22 protein-coding genes are annotated in these 21,581 nt (G+C 49.8%); 16 read left to right on the forward strand and 6 right to left on the reverse strand.

Features of this window, described 5'->3' with window-relative positions:
* Window positions 1–8: 8 nt before the first annotated feature.
* From pgsC to NOG12_RS08565, 3 genes are all read right to left on the reverse strand, one after another.
* Window positions 9–587 (reverse strand): poly-gamma-glutamate biosynthesis protein PgsC, encoded by a 579-nt coding sequence (gene pgsC, locus NOG12_RS08555; protein WP_313932989.1) that lies wholly within the window; start codon window positions 585–587, stop codon window positions 9–11.
* A complete protein-coding gene (gene pgsB / locus NOG12_RS08560) occupies window positions 584–1,828 on the reverse strand; it encodes a poly-gamma-glutamate synthase PgsB (RefSeq protein ID WP_313932990.1) in 1,245 nt (414 codons plus the stop codon). The genes pgsC and pgsB overlap by 4 nt, the downstream gene beginning before the upstream one ends.
* Before the next feature lie 164 nt (window positions 1,829–1,992).
* Complete coding sequence (locus tag NOG12_RS08565; protein WP_313932991.1) at window positions 1,993–2,433, reverse strand: SufE family protein; 441 nt, start codon at window positions 2,431–2,433, stop codon at window positions 1,993–1,995.
* Window positions 2,434–2,556: 123 nt separating this feature from the next.
* On the opposite strand from NOG12_RS08565, the gene NOG12_RS08570 reads away from it, so the two are divergent.
* The 4 genes from NOG12_RS08570 (at window position 2,557) to NOG12_RS08585 (ending at window position 8,510) form a co-directional block, all read left to right on the forward strand.
* Entirely contained in the window at window positions 2,557–3,306 is a 750-nt protein-coding gene (locus tag NOG12_RS08570; RefSeq protein WP_110076674.1) for an electron transfer flavoprotein subunit beta/FixA family protein, read from the forward strand.
* Window positions 3,303–4,232 carry an electron transfer flavoprotein subunit alpha/FixB family protein gene (locus NOG12_RS08575; RefSeq protein WP_110076673.1) on the forward strand — a complete coding sequence of 310 codons (930 nt, stop codon included), beginning with the start codon at window positions 3,303–3,305 and terminating at the stop codon, window positions 4,230–4,232. Before NOG12_RS08570 ends, NOG12_RS08575 begins: the two co-directional genes overlap by 4 nt.
* A 273-nt stretch (window positions 4,233–4,505) precedes the next feature.
* Window positions 4,506–6,350 carry a DUF1302 domain-containing protein gene (locus NOG12_RS08580; RefSeq protein WP_313932992.1) on the forward strand — a complete coding sequence of 615 codons (1,845 nt, stop codon included), beginning with the start codon at window positions 4,506–4,508 and terminating at the stop codon, window positions 6,348–6,350.
* 102 nt (window positions 6,351–6,452) lie between these two features.
* Entirely contained in the window at window positions 6,453–8,510 is a 2,058-nt protein-coding gene (locus NOG12_RS08585; protein WP_110076671.1) for a S9 family peptidase, read from the forward strand.
* Here the strand turns inward: NOG12_RS08585 and NOG12_RS08590 are convergent.
* Both NOG12_RS08590 and NOG12_RS08595 read right to left on the reverse strand, forming a co-directional pair.
* Window positions 8,503–9,255, reverse strand: a complete 753-nt coding sequence (locus tag NOG12_RS08590) for a glycosyltransferase family 25 protein (RefSeq protein WP_313932993.1) — start codon at window positions 9,253–9,255, stop codon at window positions 8,503–8,505. The two genes, NOG12_RS08585 and NOG12_RS08590, sit on opposite strands and share 8 nt — an antisense overlap.
* A 23-nt stretch (window positions 9,256–9,278) precedes the next feature.
* The gene (locus NOG12_RS08595) at window positions 9,279–10,076 is read right to left on the reverse strand and encodes a glycosyltransferase family 2 protein (RefSeq protein WP_313932994.1); all 798 of its coding nucleotides are present in this window, start codon (window positions 10,074–10,076) and stop codon (window positions 9,279–9,281) included.
* Window positions 10,077–10,229: 153 nt separating this feature from the next.
* Here NOG12_RS08595 and ung point away from each other — a divergent pair, with 153 nt between their 5' ends.
* On the forward strand, window positions 10,230–10,892 hold the full coding sequence (gene ung, locus NOG12_RS08600; RefSeq protein ID WP_313932995.1) for a uracil-DNA glycosylase: 663 nt from the start codon (window positions 10,230–10,232) through the stop codon (window positions 10,890–10,892).
* Between the two features lie 115 nt (window positions 10,893–11,007).
* Here the strand turns inward: ung and NOG12_RS08605 are convergent, their stop codons facing one another.
* Complete coding sequence (locus NOG12_RS08605) at window positions 11,008–11,169, reverse strand: DUF3545 family protein (protein WP_313932996.1); 162 nt, start codon at window positions 11,167–11,169, stop codon at window positions 11,008–11,010.
* 281 nt (window positions 11,170–11,450) lie between these two features.
* Here NOG12_RS08605 and suhB point away from each other — a divergent pair, with 281 nt between their 5' ends.
* The 11 genes from suhB (at window position 11,451) to NOG12_RS08660 (ending at window position 21,580) form a co-directional block, all read left to right on the forward strand.
* Entirely contained in the window at window positions 11,451–12,251 is an 801-nt protein-coding gene (suhB, locus tag NOG12_RS08610) for an inositol-1-monophosphatase (protein ID WP_313932997.1), read from the forward strand.
* 106 nt (window positions 12,252–12,357) lie between these two features.
* Window positions 12,358–13,083, forward strand: a complete 726-nt coding sequence (trmJ, locus tag NOG12_RS08615; RefSeq protein WP_313932998.1) for a tRNA (cytosine(32)/uridine(32)-2'-O)-methyltransferase TrmJ — start codon at window positions 12,358–12,360, stop codon at window positions 13,081–13,083.
* Between the two features lie 117 nt (window positions 13,084–13,200).
* Window positions 13,201–13,686 carry a Fe-S cluster assembly transcriptional regulator IscR gene (gene iscR, locus NOG12_RS08620; RefSeq protein WP_313932999.1) on the forward strand — a complete coding sequence of 162 codons (486 nt, stop codon included), beginning with the start codon at window positions 13,201–13,203 and terminating at the stop codon, window positions 13,684–13,686.
* A gap of 41 nt (window positions 13,687–13,727) precedes the next feature.
* Window positions 13,728–14,942 carry an IscS subfamily cysteine desulfurase gene (locus NOG12_RS08625; protein ID WP_110076495.1) on the forward strand — a complete coding sequence of 405 codons (1,215 nt, stop codon included), beginning with the start codon at window positions 13,728–13,730 and terminating at the stop codon, window positions 14,940–14,942.
* Window positions 14,943–14,957: 15 nt separating this feature from the next.
* Window positions 14,958–15,341 (forward strand): Fe-S cluster assembly scaffold IscU, encoded by a 384-nt coding sequence (gene iscU / locus NOG12_RS08630; protein ID WP_110076496.1) that lies wholly within the window; start codon window positions 14,958–14,960, stop codon window positions 15,339–15,341.
* A gap of 15 nt (window positions 15,342–15,356) precedes the next feature.
* Complete coding sequence (iscA, locus tag NOG12_RS08635; RefSeq protein WP_110076497.1) at window positions 15,357–15,680, forward strand: iron-sulfur cluster assembly protein IscA; 324 nt, start codon at window positions 15,357–15,359, stop codon at window positions 15,678–15,680.
* A gap of 65 nt (window positions 15,681–15,745) precedes the next feature.
* Window positions 15,746–16,237: a co-chaperone HscB gene (hscB, locus tag NOG12_RS08640; RefSeq protein ID WP_313933000.1), complete on the forward strand. Its 492-nt coding sequence runs from the start codon at window positions 15,746–15,748 to the stop codon at window positions 16,235–16,237.
* Window positions 16,238–16,262: 25 nt separating this feature from the next.
* The gene (gene hscA, locus NOG12_RS08645; RefSeq protein ID WP_313933001.1) at window positions 16,263–18,194 is read left to right on the forward strand and encodes a Fe-S protein assembly chaperone HscA; all 1,932 of its coding nucleotides are present in this window, start codon (window positions 16,263–16,265) and stop codon (window positions 18,192–18,194) included.
* Between the two features lie 60 nt (window positions 18,195–18,254).
* On the forward strand, window positions 18,255–18,593 hold the full coding sequence (fdx, locus tag NOG12_RS08650; RefSeq protein WP_313933002.1) for an ISC system 2Fe-2S type ferredoxin: 339 nt from the start codon (window positions 18,255–18,257) through the stop codon (window positions 18,591–18,593).
* 241 nt (window positions 18,594–18,834) lie between these two features.
* Entirely contained in the window at window positions 18,835–19,116 is a 282-nt protein-coding gene (locus NOG12_RS08655; RefSeq protein ID WP_313933003.1) for a hypothetical protein, read from the forward strand.
* Window positions 19,109–21,580 carry an Ig-like domain-containing protein gene (locus tag NOG12_RS08660; RefSeq protein WP_313933004.1) on the forward strand — a complete coding sequence of 824 codons (2,472 nt, stop codon included), beginning with the start codon at window positions 19,109–19,111 and terminating at the stop codon, window positions 21,578–21,580. Before NOG12_RS08655 ends, NOG12_RS08660 begins: the two co-directional genes overlap by 8 nt.
* Window position 21,581: the final 1 nt, after the last annotated feature.

A 21,581-nucleotide genomic window follows, 5' to 3' on the forward strand; every position in this document is an offset into this window, starting at 1 on the left:
GTTACTCCTTACCAACCTGGCATCTGAAAGGCTTGGCTGGCTTCATAAGCGGCCAACTGCTCGGGCATTAAAATAATCAGGGTTAACCGCACCAGTACTGCGGTCACTGCAAGGCCGCAGAGGGTTTGTAGTACGCCTTGGCGGTCAAACCAAATGGCAATCAAGCCCGGAATGATGTAACCAATCAAATTAGTCTCCATCACCGACATCAGTAGATTCGATTCCAGCATCGCGACTTGCGCTTCGCCTTCGCCTGAGGTGCTGCCCACCATGTCGAGATCAACCCAAGTGACCAAATTAGCTAAAAACACATCAAACAGGCCGGCAATTAAGTAACCGGTTAAAATCATGATGATGGTTTGCCGACGCCCATAAATCACCGCAAAACTAGCCACGGTGCGCACAATCAAATAGGTGAGTAGGGCGGCAAATAAGGTTAACGCTATACTCATCGGATTGGTGAGTTGCAGCGCCATATAGCCTGGTACCACTAAACCACCTGCTGCTAACCCCAGCATTTGGCTTAAAAACAACGCAAAGAATAAACCGATACCAATGGCAACGGCCAAAATGTTGAGTGCTATCATACGTGAACCTCTTCAACTGCACGGTTATGGAAAAAGCGTGCGATTTGTTCGCCGCCACCGTGAATATTACACATGCCTACAATCACCGCATGCTGCCCAGATTGCTCTAAAATATGTTCAATAACTTCGGTCACAGGTGCGTTTTCTAACACCAATAACCGCTCCGGCGGGATCCCGTGCTTCAGCGCCGTCCGCACAAACAACAAAGTACCGCTACCAATCAGTAAGTATTTATCGGCTGGCGTCCATTCGGCTGCAGCTTCGGCCATTTGCTGACTACGATGGGGGCGATCGGCCCGACAGTTAATCAGTGCGATACGTTTGCGCGGTTCGCCATCTTCTGTTTGTGCTGGCGCATGGAGCTTCAGGATATTCTCCCAAATCGAACCGGTAGATTCCGGGTCGTTAGCAGCAAAGGCATTGACGAACATCAAGTGACGATTAAAGTAGTTGATTTTTAAGATTTGCATGGCGCCGGCTTCGGGCTCAAGGGCCAGCATACCTTGCAGCGCTTGTTGCCGGTCGACCCCAACAAACTCACAAATCTTCAGTGCCAAAGCGACGTTTTCGGCATGCTCGCGATACTTAAATTGGCTCATGGTGTCGGCATCAATCGCCTCTACCTCTGCTAAGCTCACCGCGTGCATGGTGCTGCGTCTATCCGCCGCGGCATCGCTAAGAATAGAGAGCAAATCGCGTTCGGCAGTAAACATATCACCGCGCACACTGGTACTGCCGGCTAACGCCAAAGCAACATCCGTTTCGTTCGGGCCCATCACGTCCAAATGGTCCGGCCGCGCATTGGTGATCACGCCTATATTAGAGCGCACCATTTTCAGCTCGGTTAGCGATTGATAATGAGGCTGCAGGGCCATGCACTCAATGACCACAGCTTGCGGTTTGAGTGCCGCCATCCGCTTTAATAAGCGCATCTGCTCTAGAATATTGGCACCAGCAATCCGATAAATCGGAAACTCACGGCCATCAGGGTCGGTCATCGCTGCGGCTGAGCCGGTGGTTTTGGCACAGGTACGAATACCACCACCACGCAAACCGGCGGCAATTAAACGAGTGACAGAAGTTTTGCCACGGGTGCCATTCACATGAATGCGGATGGGAATAGAACGTAGCGTCCACCGGTGGCTGAGTGCTTCAAAGGCGAGCAGCACCACCAACGTCAGCCATAGTCCTAGCATCAGCAGCAGCATGGTTGGAATGTATTGGAATATCTGATCGGTCATATCAGCTCCATCAGGTTATCGAGTCAGAATACTTGTTCAACTCAGTCTAGCCGCTTCTTAAAAAAATGCTTCTTCAAGCAAACCAGCTAGTTACTGGGGTCTTTACAATGCAATCATTACGAACTGATCTACGCTTTTATACAACCAACAGATGATGACTTTACCTAAGCTTTACCCTTGATTGCAGCCACTACTGCCTGCAAACCATCGCGTCGCGATGCACTGATGTAGTCATCTAAGTGTAACGCGCGCAGATACGCCACCAAATCAAACGCTTCTAGTTGCGTGGGGCTGGCGCCTTGCAACGCTTGCTTGATCAGCTGTAATAGACCATGAATGGTGCGCGATTCACTACCAAGCTCAAGCGTTAAGGACGCAGTCTGCGGTGCAGCGGTTGGAGTGGCGGGGCCGCTGGTGCTCGCCAGCCATTGGCATTGCAACCATACCTTAGCTTCGCAGCCAAACACCTCAAACTGCGGCTGCTGCAAGGCCGATGTAAGGGGCGTCTGCTTAGCTAACAGCACCAATTCGCGCAGCCGCTGATCGGGCTTCACAAAACTCGTCGCCAGTTGCTTGAGATCGGATTCAGAGAGGATGCCGTACATGATATGAAACAAACCTTGCTAAGAAATATGGCGGTAAGAGTACCATTTTTGCTGCGAAAAATGTTAATCTTGCAGAGTCTAAATCCATTTTTGAACTGAAAATAACACAACAGGAACGACACCATGAAAGTATTAGTGGCGGTGAAACGCGTCATTGATTACAACGTTAAAGTTCGCGTCAAAGCGGACCAATCAGACGTTGATCTAGCCAATGTCAAAATGGCTCTTAACCCGTTCTGTGAAATTGCGGTAGAAGAAGCTGTTCGTCTTAAAGAGCAAGGCCATGCCACCGAAGTTGTGGTGGTCAGTATTGGTCCTAAAGCAGTGCAAGAGCAACTGCGTACCGCCTTAGCGCTAGGCGCCGACCGTGCTATTCAAGTTGAAACTGATGAACTACCAGACTCACTTGCGGTAGCTAAGTTATTGCAAGCCGTGGTTGCCAAAGAAGAACCACAGCTGGTGATTCTGGGCAAACAAGCTATCGATTCAGACAACAACCAAACCGGGCAAATGCTTGGCGCCTTAACCGGTATGCCACAAGGTACCTTTGCCTCAAAAGTGAACGTTGCTGAAGGTAGCGTGCAGGTCACTCGTGAAATCGACGGTGGCTTACAAACGGTGAAGCTGCAATTGCCAGCTATCGTCACCACCGACCTACGTTTAAATGAGCCGCGCTACGCATCTTTGCCAAACATCATGAAAGCGAAGAAGAAGCCGCTAGATGTGATGAGCGCCGCCGATTTAGGCGTCAACGTAGCCCGTACCGTAAACTTATTAAAAGTTGAAGCCCCAGCAGAACGTAGTGCCGGTATCAAAGTGGCCGACGTTGCTGAGTTAGTTGAAAAATTAAAAAATGAGGCAAAAGTGATATGAGCATTCTTCTCATTGCCGAACACGATAACGCTAGCTTAAACGCAGCTACGCTAAAAACCCTAGCCGCAGCCCAACAAATCGGTGGCGACATTCACGTGCTAGTTGCTGGCGCAGGCTGCCAAGCGGTCGCAGAACAAGCTGCACAAGCTGCTGGCGTGAGCAAAGTATTGCTCGCAGATAATGCCGCTTATGGTCATTTCTTAGCTGAAAACTTAGGCGATTTAGTAGCTGATTTAGGTAAGAACTACAGCCATATTCTGGCTGCTGCAACCACCACCGGCAAAAACTTCATGCCGCGCGTTGCCGCTTTGCTAGATGTAGCCCAAGTATCAGACATCATTAGCGTAGAAAGCGCCGATACCTTCAAGCGTCCGATCTACGCAGGTAACGCCATCGCCACCGTACAGGCTACTGATGCCATCAAAGTCATCACCGTGCGCGGTACTGCCTTTGATGCGGTAGCAGCCGAAGGCGGCAGTGCCAGCGTAGAAGCCATCGACGCCGTCTTTAACTCAGATAAAGCTGAGTTTGTTGGCGAAGAACTAGCTCAATCTGAACGCCCAGACCTAACCGCCGCCAGCGTGGTTATTTCAGGTGGCCGCGGCATGCAAAACGGCGAAAACTTCCAGTTACTCGAAAAAGTAGCAGACAAACTAGGTGCAGCAGTGGGCGCATCTCGTGCAGCCGTAGATGCCGGCTTCGTACCAAACGATATGCAAGTGGGTCAAACCGGTAAAATCGTTGCCCCAGACCTGTATATCGCTGTTGGTATCAGCGGTGCTATCCAGCACTTAGCAGGCATGAAAGACTCAAAAGTCATCGTCGCCATCAACAAAGACGAAGAAGCACCGATCTTCCAAGTAGCCGATTACGGCTTGGTCGCTGATTTGTTTGATGTATTGCCGCAGTTAGAACAAGCGTTGTAGAAGAGACGTGGTTCGTGCTTCGTGGTTCGTGCTTCGTGAAAGACGAAAGACGAAAGACGAATAAGAGAGGGCCTTCGGGTGGGCGACCATCCGGAGGTTTTTTGTTGCAAAACATAACCACCACCCAACAGCGCCTCGCTCCAATATCCAATAGCTAATGTCTAACAGCGCTCTTGCTCTTATCCAGCTACTTTTTTAACGAAGCACTTGCATATTTCTAACTCATCGGACATGATTGACTGCATAACATCCTAATAGGATTAGGTGGCTAACATGAAAAGAAGAACAACTATGCTAAAAAAACTACCTCTCGCGACCGCAATTACGCTCGCACTAGCAGGAACAGCAGGCGTACAAGCAGCAGAATTCGATGTTGGTGACGTTAAAGTCAAATTCGATTCAATCATTTCTTACGGCGCCGCTTGGCGTATGGAAGAGCGCGATATGCGCGTTATCCACCCAGGTAATATGGCCGGTGGTTTAGGCCAGTCTGGCGTCGCCGACGACGGTAACTTGAACTACGACAAAGGCGACATGGTGTCGTCAGTATTCAAGGGCGTTCACGATTTAAGTATTGATGGCGGCGATTACGGCGCTTTCTTCCGTTTCAAATACTGGTATGACGATGTTATCAAGAACAATAACGTAGCTCAGGGTCATACGGGTACCAACTATTTCCCAGATGTTACTCTGAACAACGATGCATTAGATGACTACTCAACGGGTTCCGGTTTTAAGTTGTTAGATGCGTTCGCATACGCCTATTTTGATATCGGTGATATGCCAGCTAACTTGCGGGTTGGCCGTCAGGTATTGAGCTGGGGTGAAAGTACCTTTATCTTCAATGGTATTAACGCCATTAATCCGGTAGACGTGAACGCAATTCGTCGACCAGGAGTGGAAATTAAAGAAGCCTTGTTGCCAGTAGGCATGGTGAACCTAAACATAGGTTTAACTGACGAAACCAGCTTAGATATGTTTTATCAGTATGAGTGGGATGACTACAAACTAGATGGTTGTGGTACTTTCTTCTCTACCATTGATATTTTAGGTGGCCCAGGCTGTAACAAAGTGACCCTGAACCCGCAATTAGTGCCTGGTGACCCAGACTCTAACCTAAGCGATCTTGAGTCAGTACAGTACGGTACCTACTTAGAGCGGGCGCCAGATATCGAGCCAGACGATGGCGGCCAGTACGGTTTCGCGATGCGTCACTATGCTACCGACATTGACGTTGAGTTTGGCTTGTACTTCATGAACATTCATACACAAACGCCAATCATCTCAGCATACAACTGGACCAAGCAGCCAACTCCGGCGCTAAGTCACCCAGATGGTATTCCAATTGCTGGTCCTGATTACGTGCTTGAGTTCCCTGAAGACACCAAAATCTTCGGTGCCAGCGTAGCAACTACCGTAGGCGACTGGTCTGTTGGTGGTGAAATGAGCTATCGCATCGATATGCCAGTGCAAATCAACACCACTGAGATTTTGTCGACCGGTTTACGTGCAGATGTTCCTAGTACTTTCAGCAACCGTATTCAACGCGATGAAAACGGTCTGATTACTAACCTAGGCGAACTGCAACACGGTTACGATGAATACGATGTCTCGCAGTGGCAGATGTCAGGTATTCGCTTCCTAGACAACGTGTTAGGTGCCAGCCGCGTTACCTTCATCGGTGAAGTTGCGATCAGTAAGGTGCACGGTTTAGCCGGCTTAGATGAACAGCGTTACGGCCGTAACCCAGTGTACGGCAAATGCTTGAGCGTAGCTGACCAAATGCAGTTGGGTAACCCGGCTCCAGCGGGCGATATCAACTGTGAAGGCTTTGTCACCAGCACCTCGTGGGGCTATCGCGCTCGTATCGTCGGTGACTACAACAACGTGTTTGCGGGTTGGAACATGCAACCAACGTTGGCGCTAGGCCACGACGTGAAAGGCTATTCAGCTAACTCAAACTTTATCGAAGGTCGTAAAACCATCGGTTTGAGTGTTGATTTCAGCTACTTAAGCGACTATAAAATTGGTATTGGTTACAACATCAATACCGGCGGTGATTACGAGCCAGCTTCTGACCGTGATTTCGCAGCCATTAGCTTCAGCTACAGCTTCTAAGCAAGCGGGTTACAGCAACATGAATCAAAAACCCGCCTTGGCGGGTTTTTTTCTAAGTAGTCTTTAGCTCAATAAAAGTCCAACAGTTAGGGTCGATGAACAATGAAAACGATAATGACAACAGCCCTTGCCCTGGTTGCCAGCGCTCTGGTTTACGCACCAGCGCAAGCCGCCAATAGTGAGGCGCAGAGTAAACAGCAGTTGCTCCAACTTGAAGATGTCTTTCAATTAGAATACGCCAGCAATCCAGCTATTCATCCGTCGGGCGACTACACAGTCTTTGTGCGTAACTTCATGAATATCATGGCAGATCGTAAACAAGGAAACCTATGGAGGGTGAACAACAAAGGCGAATTACGACCACTAACGGGTGGTGATGCGCAAGACCATTCGCCCACTTGGTCTCCCGATGGCAAGCAATTAGCGTTTGTGTCAAATCGCTCAGGCAGCAATCAAATTCACTTGTACTGGACCGATACTCGCGAGCATGCACCTATTACCCGCCTAACCAGCAGCCCTAGTAACCTATCTTGGTCACCGGATGGTAAATGGTTGGCCTTTACTATGTTCACGCCGCAGCACAAAGCTGCGCCGGTAAGCCTACCGGGCAAGCCGCAAGGCGCTAATTGGGCTGAGCCACCGCGTTACATCGATAAAGATAATTATCGCGCCGACGGAGCTGGCTACACTCCAGATGGTTACAGCCAAATTTATGTGGTACCTACTACCGGAGGGTCACCTCGACAGTTAACCTTTGGTGATTACAACCATGGTGGCGCGTTGGCGTGGAGCGCCGATGCCAAGCAGTTGATCTTTTCCGCTAATTCTCATGCTGATGCGTTCGAGCAACCCAATAACTCTGAGCTCTATCAGCTCACCCTAGCAACCGGTGATATTCAACAACTGACCGATCGTCAAGGGCCCGATCATTCACCGGTGATAAGCCCCGATGGCAAAAAGTTAGCTTGGTTAGGCTACGATGATACCTACAAGAGCTATCAGCTCACTCATCTATACGTGATGGACCTTTCTGGCCAGTCACCTAAGCTGTTAACTCAAGATTTTGATTATAGCGTAGGGCAGGTGAAGTGGGCCGATGATAGCCGTGGCTTGTATTTTGCCTACGATCGCGAAGGTAAGGGCCATATTGCCTATCAGAATCTCAACGGCAAACGCCGCGTGCTCAGTGATAGCATGGGAGGCTTAAGCTATTCACGGCCCTATAGCGGCGGTCAATTCGATGTCAGCAGCAGCGGTGATTTAGTCTATACCCTAGCGAGCGCCAATCGGCCTGCCGATTTAGTGCTACAAACCAGTAAAATCACTCGTAAACTGACGGCGCTCAACGATGACTTATTGAACCATAAAACCTTGGCGCGTATCGAAGAAATTTGGTACGACAGCAGCGTCGATGATAATAAAATCCAAGGTTGGATTGCCTATCCGCCAAATTTTGACCCAACCAAGAAATACCCGCTGATTCTGGAAATTCATGGCGGCCCACATACAGCTTATGCAGGGTCTTTTGCCGCAGAAATTCAGTTAATGGCGGCGCAAGGTTACGTGGTGCTTTATACCAACCCGCGCGGTAGCACCAGCTATGGCGAAAAGTTTGCCCAAGAAATTCACCACAATTACCCAAGCCATGATTATAACGATCTCATGGATGGTGTGGATGCACTGATCAGCAAAGGCTTTATCGATGAGCAACGTTTATACGTTACCGGTGGTAGCGGTGGCGGAGTGCTCACCGCATGGATTGTCGGGCATACGGATCGCTTTGCTGCGGCAGTAGTAGCTAAACCTGTTATCAACTGGTACAGCTTTGTGTTAACTGCTGATATGTATAACTATTTCAGCAAGTATTGGTTCCCTGGTAAGCCCTGGGAGCACCAAGAGCACTACATGAAGTATTCACCTATCAGCTATGTCGGTAACGTGACCACGCCTACCATGTTGCTAACCGGTGAAGCCGACCATCGCACCCCGATTTCAGAATCTGAGCAATATTACCAAGCGCTGAAATTAGCCGGTGTCGAAACTGCCATGGTGCGGGTGCCAGATGCTCCTCACGGCATCTACGCCAGACCCTCGAATCTAATGGCCAAAGTAGCGTACATCCTGCATTGGTTCGAGCAACACCAGCCAAGCGCTAATTAGTGTGCTCAAACTCGGCTGTTGCTTTACGACCATCTAAGTAAAGCAGCAGCTGATGTTTTAATCGTCGCCATGGGTGACGTTTCACCTGACGCCGATCGGCTACAGACTTAATATCGCTGCCATGGGTGTGAGTATTGTCTACCGTGTACGGTAATAATCCATAAACCTGTAACCCCAGTTCATGCTGCCACTGTATATCTACATCAATTGGGCGAAATAAAGGTGGGCGTTGGGCTAATAGCCGTTTGGCTCCGGCCAAGCTGATGACTTGTGCACAAGCACCAATCGGTGGTTTACGATAGCGCACCAAATCAAACTGCTTGATAGCACGGGTTGTAATAGCGGGCTGTTGCTTAAACGGAGCGGCAAGTTTTAACACGTGCCACGGCTCAGACACTGCTGCAATAGCCTCATGGATGTCTTTGAAGTCCGAACTAAAACAAACATCGTCTTCTAGCACCACGGCATAATCAAGTTGATGGTCAACAATGTATTGCCAAGCCTTGAGGTGCGATAAATAACAGGCAATTTCACCAGCCGTTAACTGATAATGAAACTCGCGCTGACTACGTGAGGTATCGATGACGGCCGATAGTTGCTCCTGAGTAAGCTCTTTGCCCCATACCGCATCGATGCGGGTATAGGGCATGCCTAATTGGTCAAGTTGCTTACTCACGTTCAACCATCTATCGGTAGAATGCTTAAGATTAATCACTAAAATCTGTGCGGATAACGACTGCTGCATAGGGTTATTTCTCTAACGGTTTGTTACTTTTTTGGGTTTTGTTCACGCTTCGCGCGGTACGCCATCTCGTAGAGCTTGGCCTCGGTTAAGAAAAAATGAAAGGCATCGATATTGGCTTTGATAAAGCCACGCCAACCCGACCAAATCATTTGTCGACCTAGATAAAACTTTAAAAACATCAACGGAAAAATCAGCAGCAAACGCGGCAAACTACAGGGCCGGCCTTGCTCCAGCCGTTGCTTGGCTTTTAGCAACGAGTATTTATTCAGCTTGTCCATATAGCCGTGCGCGGTATCGTAACCGTAATGCTTTAAATAAATCGGCAAATAGGCAGTCGGCTCTTCTACCTCAATGTGCTCATGCACAATCACACTGGTATCCATCTTGCTCTTATCACGACGATACACCCGCCGATACTTATGATGGCGCGCCTTTTTCAAACTATGCCCCATAAAAATGTCATCATGATGAATCCAAATGCCATTGATATCGCCCTGCGCAATCCGTTCGCGAATCATCTGCAAGCCACCCTCTGGCATCACCTCATCGCCATCTAAGTTCAAAATCCAGTTGTGGCTGCATTGGGTAATAGCAAAAGCTTTTTGCTTGGAGTAGCCAGGCCAATCATTGTGGACAATACGCGCCCCGTGACGCTTGGCAATTTCTAAGGTCGCATCGGTCGAGCCGGAATCCACCACTACAATCTCATCGGCCCCAGCCACACTGCTAAGAACCTCGTCTAAGTGTTCAGCCTCGTTCAAGGTTATTACAAAGACACTTAAGGGCGGGTAGTTGGGTTGCTGTTGTGCAGAAGCTGTCATAGCGTCCTCATTAGTTGTCGTGATTCGATAAGTCTTCGGCTTGCTGTGGCCCTTATTATAGCCAGTTAGACAAGAAAAATAGTCAGTTAATTGCAATTTAAATTACGTATAATGACGTGCGATAACTACTAATAAAGAGTAAAGGGAAGGCTTATGCAGCTTACGTTAGACAACGATTGGCAACCTTGGTTAGCGCAACAACAACAGCAAGCCTATTGGCCTCCGTTGCAACAACGGGTACAGGCAGCGCGTCAACAGAACCTCGTTTATCCGCCCGCAGCGCAAGTGTTGCGCGCTTTTGAGCTCACGCCATTGAGCCAAGTACAAGTGGTCATTATCGGACAAGACCCGTATCACGGACCTGGCCAAGCCCATGGTTTAGCCTTTTCTGTGGCCGACGGCGTCGCCATACCACCGTCGCTACGTAACATTTATAAAGCTATCAAACATGATTTTGCCGACTATCAAATACCCACCAGCGGCAACTTAGAAGGCTGGGCCAAACGTGGAATCTTATTGCTAAATACCGTACTCACCGTCGAGCATGGCAAAGCACACTCCCATGCCAAGTGGGGCTGGGAAAACTTCACCGATGCCGCTATTCAGGCCGTATCAGCGCAACGCGAAGGAGTAGTATTCATGTTGTGGGGCGCCCACGCACAGAAGAAGGCTGCGCTCATAGATGACTCGCGCCACACCATTCTGCAAACCGTTCATCCGTCGCCGTTATCAGCGCATCGAGGTTTTTTCACAGCAGGGCATTTTGCCACCACAGCAAAACTCCTCAACCGCTCCGGGGCCGAGTTATTTGCTTAGGCAAAGGCAAGAGCGCTATTAGCTGTTAGACATTAGCTATTGGCAAAAGCAAAGGCTGGTGCACGGGCGGCACCAATATCCAATGACTAATGACCAATAGCGCCTTTGCTTTTACTTACAATTCATCGAGATCGGCGTCGAAATCGAAATCAATGTCACGAAGCTCATCGCGTAACCGATACTTATCCTTCAACATTTCGATTTCTCGCCATTTGCGAGGGGCACTGCGTTTACTAGACTTACATTCAACTTGCTGTAGCTCTTGTGAATGATCCATGGGACACTCCGGCTTTTCTGTTGGTTGTTGTTCTAATAGTTCGCACAAGAATCGTACTCTTGTACTTGTAGCGCAGCATTTTTATAACACGGCTTGCTGAAAATGTGAACAGGTAGAAGCAAAGACGCCGTTAGCTGTTAGATATTAGATATTGGTGGCGTCCACGCACTCGCCTTTACTAATAGCTAACGTCTAATAGCCAATAGCGCTCTTGTCTTAAACCCCAAATCCACGTATAATCCGCGGCCACAATCGTTCTTTTACAGCACAGGTAATTTGGTATGCATCCCATGTTAAACATCGGTGTGCGCGCAGCGCGTGCCGCCGGCAAAATCTTAGTTAAAAACTTCGGCGTAGAAGTTGACCTCAACGTAGAAGTTAAAAGTCAGAACGACTTTGTAACTGAGTTAGACAAAGCCGCTGAAAGTGCCATCATTCGCACCATTCAAAAGGCCTACCCAGATCACTCATTCTTAGCTGAAGAAAGCGGAGAAGTGATGGGTAAAGATGCTGATCATCAATGGATTATTGATCCATTAGATGGCACCACCAATTACTTGCGCGGTATCCCTCACTTCGCTATCTCTATCGCATACAGCTACAAAGGCCAGGTACAAGTTGCCGTGGTTTACGATCCGCTGCGCGAAGAACTCTTTACCGCCACCAAAGGTGCGGGTGCACAGCTAAACGGCAAACGGTTACGCGTTAAAGCTCAGCGCGACCTTAACGGTGCGTTATTAGCTACCGGCTTCCCATTCAAACGCAAAGACATGACCAAAGAATACTTAGCGGTATTCGCAGCCTTGTTTGAGCACGTGGGTGATATGCGTCGCAATGGTGCCGCAGCGCTTGATTTAGCTTATGTTGCCGCAGGCCGTATCGATGGTTTCTGGGAATTCAGCTTGAAGCCATGGGACATCGCTGCCGGACAACTGATTGTGCGTGAAGCGGGTGGTCTCGTAGCCGACTTTGCTGGTGGCCATAGCTTTATGACCAGCGGTCATACCGTTGCTGGCAACCCGAAAGTGGTACAGCACTTATTGACCAAAGCGCGTCCGCATTTACCTGAGTCACTTCGATAGGCAAGCAAACACGATATTAGACGTTAGACATTAGCGCCGCTCCGGCGCTACCTAATATCCAATAGCTAACAGCTAATAGCTAATATCGAAGTTGGGGTTTAAAACCATGCTAAATAACATTCGGATTGTGTTAGTCAACACCAGCCACACCGGTAACATCGGCTCGGTTGCTCGTGCCATGAAGACTATGGGGCTTACGCAGCTGACGTTGGTTGATCCGGTGCAAGCGCCGGATAGCCAAGCATCGGCGCTAGCCGCTGGTGCGACCGATGTGCTGTTTAACGCCAAGATTGTTGGCAGCTTAGCTGAAGCCATTAGCGATTGTGGGCTAGTGGTAGGTACCAGCGCACGTAACCGTACGCTCGACTGGCCGTTGTTAGGCCCGCGCCAAACTGCCACGCAAGTGCTGCAAGAAGCGCCTAACTACCCTGTTGCGCTGGTGTTTGGGCGCGAGAGTAGTGGTTTAACTAACGAAGAGCTGCAGCAGTGTACTCACCATGTGCATATTCCTTCTAATCCAGATTACAGCTCACTGAATTTGGCCATGGCCGTGCAAACCCTGGCCTACGAAATTCGCATGCAGTTTTTAGAAGGCCAGCAAGCAGCAACGGACCCTGCCGCAGAAGTTGCAGAATACCCGTTAGTTGAGGATTTAGAGCGCTTTTACACGCACCTAGAACAGACCCTTTCAGCTACCGGCTTTATTATTAAGCAGCATCCTGGCCAAGTGATGGCGAAGTTGCGGCGGCTGTTTACCCGTGCTCGTCCTGAGGCGGCCGAACTAAACATTTTGCGCGGCATTTTGACCTCGGTCGATAAGAAAATGAAGTAACGTCACGGCTGTTATTGGGGCCCTGCTGGCGGTGCCGATAATGGCCTGTTGAATACTTGACTAAAATACTCGGGTATGACAAAATTGCTTCCAGAATTTACAGGAGGCAGAAAGGCTATGCGCTTAACCTCAAAAGGCCGCTACGCGGTCACCGCAATGCTCGACGTAGCTTTGCATACAGCTCACGGACCTGTGTCTTTGGCGGATATTTCTGAGCGCCAAGGCATTTCTCTGAGCTATCTTGAACAATTATTCTCGCGCTTGCGTAAACAAGGCTTAGTTAGCAGTGTGCGTGGGCCTGGTGGTGGCTATCGATTGGGCCAAGAGCCGTGCGATATTTCCATCAGTGCGGTGATTCAAGCCGTTGATGAAAGCATCGATGCCACGCGCTGTCAGGGGAAAGGGGGCTGCCAAAGTGGGAGTCGTTGCTTAACCCACTCGCTCTGGACAGGCTTAAGTGAACGGATAGAAGACTTTCTAACCAGCATCACCTTAGCCGAGCTGGTCACCCAAGAAGATATTAACCGCGTTGCTCAGCGTCAAACAGCGATGGTGAGCGAGCAGAAAAAGCGCGAATACAACATTGCATTGCAAAGCCAATAAGCCTTAGCGGCTTGCTGTATGGCAACCAAGGAGTAGCACTGATGAGATTACCGATTTATTTCGATTACGCAGCAACCACCCCGGTCGACCCTCGGGTAGCCGAGAAAATGATGCAGTTTTTAACGCCAGACGGGCAGTTTGGTAACCCTGCATCACGTTCGCACCGGTTCGGCTGGCAAGCTGAAGAAGCGGTAGATATTGCGCGTAATCAGATTGCTGAATTAGTCAACGCAGATCCACGCGAGATCGTGTTCACCTCAGGTGCAACTGAATCAGATAACCTGGCCATTAAAGGTGCTGCTGAGTTCTACAGCAAAAAAGGTAAGCACATCATCACCGTGAAAACCGAACACAAAGCTGTGCTAGACACTGCGCGTCAAATGGAACGCGAAGGCTTTGAAGTTACTTATCTAGACGTTAAAGAAGACGGTTTGTTAGACCTTGATGTGTTCAAAGCAGCTTTACGCGAAGACACAGTGTTGGTTAGCGTGATGCACGTGAACAACGAAACCGGCGTGATTCAAGACATCGAAACCATCGGTAACTTGTGCCGCGCGAACAAAACTATTTTCCATGTCGATGCTGCCCAAAGTGCTGGCAAAATCGATATCGATTTAGAGCGTTTGCCGGTCGATTTAATGAGCTTCTCGGCCCACAAAATGTACGGTCCGAAAGGTATCGGCGCCTTGTATGTGCGCCGTAAGCCACGGGTTCGTTTAAATGCACAAATGCATGGTGGCGGCCACGAGCGCGGCATGCGTTCAGGCACCTTGCCAACGCACCAAATCGTAGGTTTTGGTGAAGCAGCTCGCATTGCCAAAGAAGAAATGGCAGCTGAGTATAAGCGTTTCCAACAACTGCACGAGCGGTTATGGAACGGCGTGAAAGATATCGAAGAAGTGTACATCAACGGTAGCCAAGAACAGGGCGTGCCACACATCTTCAACATCAGCTTTAACTTTGTTGAAGGCGAAAGCTTGATCATGGCGCTCAAAGATCTGGCCGTATCATCAGGTTCAGCTTGTACCTCAGCCAGCTTAGAGCCGTCGTATGTATTACGTGCGCTAGGGCGTAACGATGAATTAGCGCACAGCTCAATTCGTTTCAGCTTCGGTCGTTTTACCACTGAAGAAGAAGTTGACCACGCCATTGAGCAAATTAATAAATCAATTGGTCGCTTGCGCGACATGTCGCCCCTTTGGGAAATGTTTAAAGACGGAGTTGATTTGAACTCGGTTGAATGGGCGGCACACTAACAGAGGTAACAAGTTATGGCATACAGTGAAAAAGTAATCGACCATTATGAAAATCCGCGCAACGTAGGTGCGTTTGACAAAAACGATCCCTCTATTGCGACCGGCATGGTCGGCGCTCCGGCGTGTGGTGACGTGATGAAGTTACAGTTAAAAATTAACGATAACGGCATCATTGAAGACGCTAAGTTCAAAACCTACGGTTGTGGCTCAGCCATTGCCTCTAGCTCGCTCGTCACTGAGTGGGTGAAAGGCAAATCAATTGAAGAAGCAGCCCAGTTAAAGAACACCCAAATTGCTGAAGAGTTAGCGTTGCCACCGGTAAAAATCCATTGTTCTATTTTGGCCGAAGACGCCATTAAAGCGGCAATCGAAGATTACAAAAAGAAACACGCAAATTAATAAGTAGGTTCAAGCATGGCAATTAGCATGAGCGAAGCGGCGGCGCAACGCGCCCGTACGTTTCTGGAACAACGAGGTAAAGGCGTAGGCATCCGGTTAGGTGTGAAGACCACCGGCTGCTCGGGCCTCGCGTACGTGATGGAATTCGTTGACTCGATAGAAGACAGCGACACAGTTATCGAAGATAAAGGCGTGAATATCATTATTGACGGCAAGAGTTTAGTGTACTTAGATGGCACTGAAATCGACTTCGTTAAAGAAGGCCTCAACGAAGGCTTCGAGTTCCGTAATCCCAATGCTAAAGGTGAGTGTGGTTGCGGCGAAAGCTTCAACGTCTAACCCACCTTAGTGCCGGGTAGCCACTAGCGGCTGCCCCCATGTTCGGTAAAAGGTTAAGCGTAACCATGAACCATTTTGAGCTATTTGATTTACCCGCCGCATTCAATCTTGATGCGGCGGATTTGCAACAGCGCTATCGTAAGTTGCAACAAACCCTGCATCCAGACCGCTTTGCCAATGGTAGTCAACGTGACAAATTGCTAGCGGTGCAGCGCACGGCACAATTAAATGATGCCTATCAAACCCTGCGTAACCCGCTGCTACGGGCCGAGTATATCCTGCAACTGCGCGGGCTAGATCTAGCGCACGAGCAAACGACCCTACAAGATCCTGGGTTTTTAATGGCGCAAATGGAATGGCGCGAGCGTATCGCTGAGCTTAACGATTGGGAAGAAATTGACGCGGCCCTGCGCGACTTAGCAGTAGAAAGTCGAGATTTACAATCCGAGCTAGAGCAGCAGATTAACGCCGAACAGAATGAGGCCGCTGCCAACAGCATTCGCAAGCTTAAGTTCATGTTAAAATTAGAACACGAGCTAGAAGAAAAAAGCGAATAACGATAAACGAATTTGAGGTTGCCCCATGGCATTATTACAAATTGCGGAACCCGGCCAAAGCACGGCACCGCATCAGCATCGGCTCGCCGCTGGTATCGATTTAGGTACCACCAATTCATTGGTGGCTAGTGTCCGTAGTGGCACTGCTAAAGTATTAGTCGACGAGCACGGGCGTGCGATTTTACCATCGGTGGTGTATTACGGCGCCGACACCATTGCTACCGGTTATGACGCTATAGCCAAGCACCAAGACAAGGCCATCGCTACTGAAAACACCATCGTCTCGGTGAAGCGCTTTATTGGTCGTACCATCGCTGATGTTCAGAAAAATTTCAGTAACTTACCCTATCGCATGAGCGAAACGGACAACGGTGTCCCGGTTTTCCACACCGCTGCCGGTGAGAGAAACGCCGTAGAGGTATCAGCGGATATCTTACGCAGCTTAGCTGCGCGCGCTGAAGCCTCTCTTGGCGGCGAGTTAACGGGCGTCGTTATCACCGTGCCTGCCTACTTTGATGATGCTCAGCGCCAGAGCACCAAAGATGCTGCGCAACTGGCTGGCTTAAACGTGCTACGTTTGCTTAATGAACCCACCGCTGCCGCAGTCGCTTATGGCTTAGATACCGGTCGCGAAGGCCTGATCGCCGTGTACGATTTAGGCGGTGGTACCTTCGATTTATCGATTTTACGTCTGCAAGGCGGCGTCTTTGAAGTGTTGGCCACCCATGGTGACAGCGCCTTAGGCGGCGATGATTTTGATCAGTTGCTAGTGCAGTGGTTAAAACAGCAATGGCAATTGCCGAGTGCGGTAGATGCGCGCACGGAGCGCGAGCTGATCAATGCCGCCAAAGCCGCGAAAGAACAGCTTACCGAGCACCAACAAGTGACGCTCACGTGGCAGGCCGAAGCCGATTCGCCAGCCGCCGGCACCGTGCAGGTGCAAGCTGAAACTGAGGCTAGCAGCGCCGCTGCGAGCCAACAGCTGACGCTAACCCGTGACCAATTTAACGAATTGATTGAGCCGCTGGTGCGGCGAACTTTGACCACCTGTCGCCGCGCTCTGAAAGATGCTGGCGTGAGTGCAGATGAGATCCAAGAAGTGGTGATGGTAGGTGGTTCAACCCGCGTACCACGAATACGCACAGCCGTAGGTGAGTATTTTGCCCGCGAGCCGCTCACCTCCATCGATCCTGACCAAGTGGTGGCTATCGGTGCGGCTATTCAAGCAGATATTTTAGCCGGCAATAAGCCCGATTCTGACATGTTGCTGTTGGATGTGATTCCGTTATCTCTTGGCCTAGAAACCATGGGAGGCTTGGTCGAGAAGGTCATCAGCCGTAATACCACCATCCCGGTCGCTAAAGCACAAGAATTTACCACCTTTAAAGACGGCCAAACCGCGATGATGATTCATGTGGTGCAAGGCGAACGCGAGCTGGTTGATGATTGTCGCAGTCTGGCCCGCTTTGTGCTCACCGACATCCCGCCGATGGCCGCTGGTGCTGCGCACATACGCGTAACTTTCCAAGTGGACGCTGATGGTTTGTTGAACGTTACTGCAATGGAAAAATCCACGGGCGTCAGCGCATCGATTCAGGTGAAACCTTCGTACGGTTTAGGCGATGACGATATCACTAAAATGATTCAGGCCTCGATGAGCAACGCCAAAGAAGACATGGCCGCACGCATGTTGCGCGAGCAACAAGTAGAAGCAGACCGTGTGTTGGAAGCACTTACCAGTGCGCTAGCCGCCGATGCTGAGTTGCTCGAAGCTAGCGAACGCGCCACCTTGGATAGCGCCATGGCCGTCTTACGTGAAGCCCGCCACGGCACCGACACTGCGGCCATTGAACAAGCCATTGCTGCGGTCGACAAAGCCAGTGATGAATTTGCTGCCCGTCGTATGGATGCTAGTATTCGCAAAGCGCTCTCGGGCAAAAAGGCCACCGAGCTGTGAGTCTCTAATAGCTAATATCTAATAGCTAGTAGTTAATAACGAAATTGAGGTTTAACCAGTATGCCGAAAATTATTTTTTTACCGCACCACGAGCTGTGTCCAGAAGGCGCTGCAGTTGAAGCTAGCGAAGGCGAAAGCGTGTTAGACGTAGCGCTGCGCAATGGTATCGGCATAGAACATGCCTGCGAAAAAGTCGGTGCTTGCACCACCTGCCACGTGTACGTGCGCGAAGGCTACGACTCGTTAGATGATATCGAAGAAAACGAAGATGACATGCTCGACAAAGCCTGGGGCCTAGAGCCAGAGTCGCGGTTAAGCTGCCAAGCACGAGTGCACGGCGAAGACTTAGTGGTCGAGATCCCCAAATACAGCATCAACCACGCCAAAGAAAATCATTAACTGACGGCAGAAAGCTGACGGCAGAAAGCTGGCGGCGGATACCAGCGGCAGATAATTGCTCGAAGATAAATAGCGGCTGATAGCAGCTGCTGAAAAAGCGCACATAGGTGGTCGTTATCGGCTGGTTATGGCGCTTTTTTTGTCCCCGTCGTTTGTCCGTTCACCAGTGTCAGTAAGCCGCATTCGCAGTAGCCAAACCTCAGCTAAGCCTAGCTCTGCCTGCTATTTATGGGCAGCTGCCATGAGCTTATTCAACCCCACTTCAGCACTTGTCGCGGCACTCATGGGTGCACCGCGGCATGGCTTACATCCTTTTGACCCCCTTAGCAAAGTTAGTAAAAGTACAGCTTCTGTTGCGGTAACTGCAGAGCAAGGACGAGAATCACTAGCTAGCAAGGATGCTGGCACCTTGCCATCTCAGTTAAGCATAACCTTGGGCTTGCCTGGTTTAGCGCAAACGCCGTTGGAGCGGCAGTTAGCTCAGCTAGTAGAGACTAAAACAAACGGAGTGGCGAATGAATAAAGCAACATTCTTGCTGGCGATTTTAATCGGGGTCGGTATTTTGACAGGTTGCAGTAGTGCAGAAGATGAAACCAGCAGCGGTAACAGCGGCGATGGCAGTGGTGAACTTATCCATGCCAGCAGCGATAGCGCTGACATTTTATTTCAACAGCCGTTATCGTTAGATGTGCTTGCTAACGACAGCAGTAAACGCGATGCCGAGTTAACCCTTGTCGCAGCGGGCCCAGCACCAGAGCAAGAGCTGCAGGGTGCCGTGGCGATTATCGATGGCCAGTTACACTACACGCCAGCTGCCGACTTTGTTGGCGTTGAAGAAATCTGGTACCAAGTGAGCGATGGCACTGAACAAGTAAGCGCCAAAGTCACCTTAACCTTGCTCGATAGCCTGCAATTGAGCGGTACTGTTAGCCCAGCTAATTTGGCTACGGCTGGGTCTGCACCGGTTGAAGTCAGCAGCATAATCGATGGTCGTCGCTTTAGTAGCTATGCCGATGCCCAGGGTAATTATCAGTTATCGATTGGTTACCTGCCAAGCACGGCAGATGCCAATGACGGCGGTATGCCAAACGAGTTGGCGACCACAGAGATGGTCGAAGTGGTAGTTAGTTTTACCGCTGCCCCGCATGCGGGGCAGACCTTACAGTTAGCTTCCGGGCTGGCTCCCATCAGCGAACTCTTTCAACAAGCCGTCACCGGCAAGGTTACGCTTGCCGATTCTGCCGCTAGCATTACCGGCGCGACCTTGAACCAAGAGCTATTGCCGGGGCTCGCTATCACGCCGTTGAGCACCGCACTAAGCATGCAGGTTAAGCAGTATTATCAGGCCAGTGATTTCTCTAGTAGCTATACGTTGCAGCAACTCACTACCGCCCTGAATAACTCTGATATCACTCAACTAAGCGAGCTAGCCGGGTTAATTTATTTATTATGTACCCATCCAGACTACCCGCTGCCACCCGAATATTCATCCTGGTACATGTATTTCACGGATTCTGAGGCGTTAACGGAAGTATTGACCCAGGCGAAACAACACAATGATTTTGGTCCTGCCCTCACTGCATCTTTAATGACTGCACCCACCATCCCGATGGATAAGATCAACCACTTGGCTGATACCTACGTACGTATGGCAAGTAGCCAAGATGAAGGTTTTGATTTTAATGGCTTCTATTATTTCATCGATGAGCACCAGCGCCTCACCTATTTCCCCACAGATGGCTGGTTTGCTGATTGGACGAGCAATGGCTGGACGCTCAGGTATGCTGGCTTTGACGTAAGCCGAACCATTGCCAACTTTATCAACGACCATGCTCATCAGTACGATCCGGCCTTGTTCGACTTGTTTGTGCAGAGCGTAGCAAGCTTAGATCCGCAAACACCACTTGAGGATATCGATGATGACCGAGTTGAAATCCGCCCTGTGTCATACCAGAACGGGCATATCTATGCGGTGTTTGAGGTACTGAGTGAATTCAAACCTATTCCGTTCACTTATCAGGGGGTGTCTTACGAACTACCACGATTAACCGTAAATCCCCCTACCACCTATATCGAGCACGGCGTAGCAACGGCGATGTTTGCATCAGCGCGAACCTTCGACATCAGCGAGGGAAGTCAGTTTGTCATACCAGGTGTGTTTTGGGAGTACAACAATAACGAAGACCCCCTTGCAGATGCTGGCGAGCTGCTGTATTCCCCATTATTGGCAACCTTCCATCCACAAACAGAGTTCGCAGGTAGCTTTACCCGTCGCCATTTAGACTCGGGGACCTATCAACTGAATGCCGATAAAACCATCCTCTCGCTACAATTTGATGACCCAAGCGTGTCTGCGGTGAGCTACCAATTAAGGTATATCAGTGATGATCCAAGCTTACCGAAAGTTTTTATTACTGAAACCCAGCAACTGGCTGATGGCACTATCTGGCAACCTACGGTAGATGTTTATTGGCCTGCGGTGCAAAATCTTGATAGCGTGGCAGCCCTGCAAGGCAAGTTACTCTTTAAACATACTTTTTTAGTTACAGATGAGGATGGAAATATAGCCCCTCTAGAGCAGCAAGCCAGTTTTCTAGAGGTCTATTTATTGGGAGCAGATAATCATGCGCCATTCATCAGTGTGATGTGCGCCGAAGCAACCGACGATCTTACCTGTACTAAAGCCGAGCTAGTTCCAAGTGACATGGGCGATACCTGGCACAGTTATCAAGATCCCGAGTTACCTGATCAGCAGCCACGGGTGCTATTTAATGGCGATTGTGTTAACGGCCGCTGCGGTGGTGAGTTGTGGCAAGTAGTCGGAGTAAGTCCCGAACGACAATTGGTGGCGGTCTATCTTCATGACGAAAGCCCAGCTGGTACCGAGGAGTATGGCCCTGCGGTGCGGCCGTTCGGCACCCGGGTGAATGATTCCTTTGGTTTGCACTTGTTTAAGTATGTCGACCCAGCGGAGTATGGGCTGTAAC

Origin of the sequence: Pseudidiomarina fusca (genome assembly GCF_032227045.1) — a bacterium.
Lineage (GTDB): Bacteria > Pseudomonadota > Gammaproteobacteria > Enterobacterales > Alteromonadaceae > Pseudidiomarina > Pseudidiomarina fusca.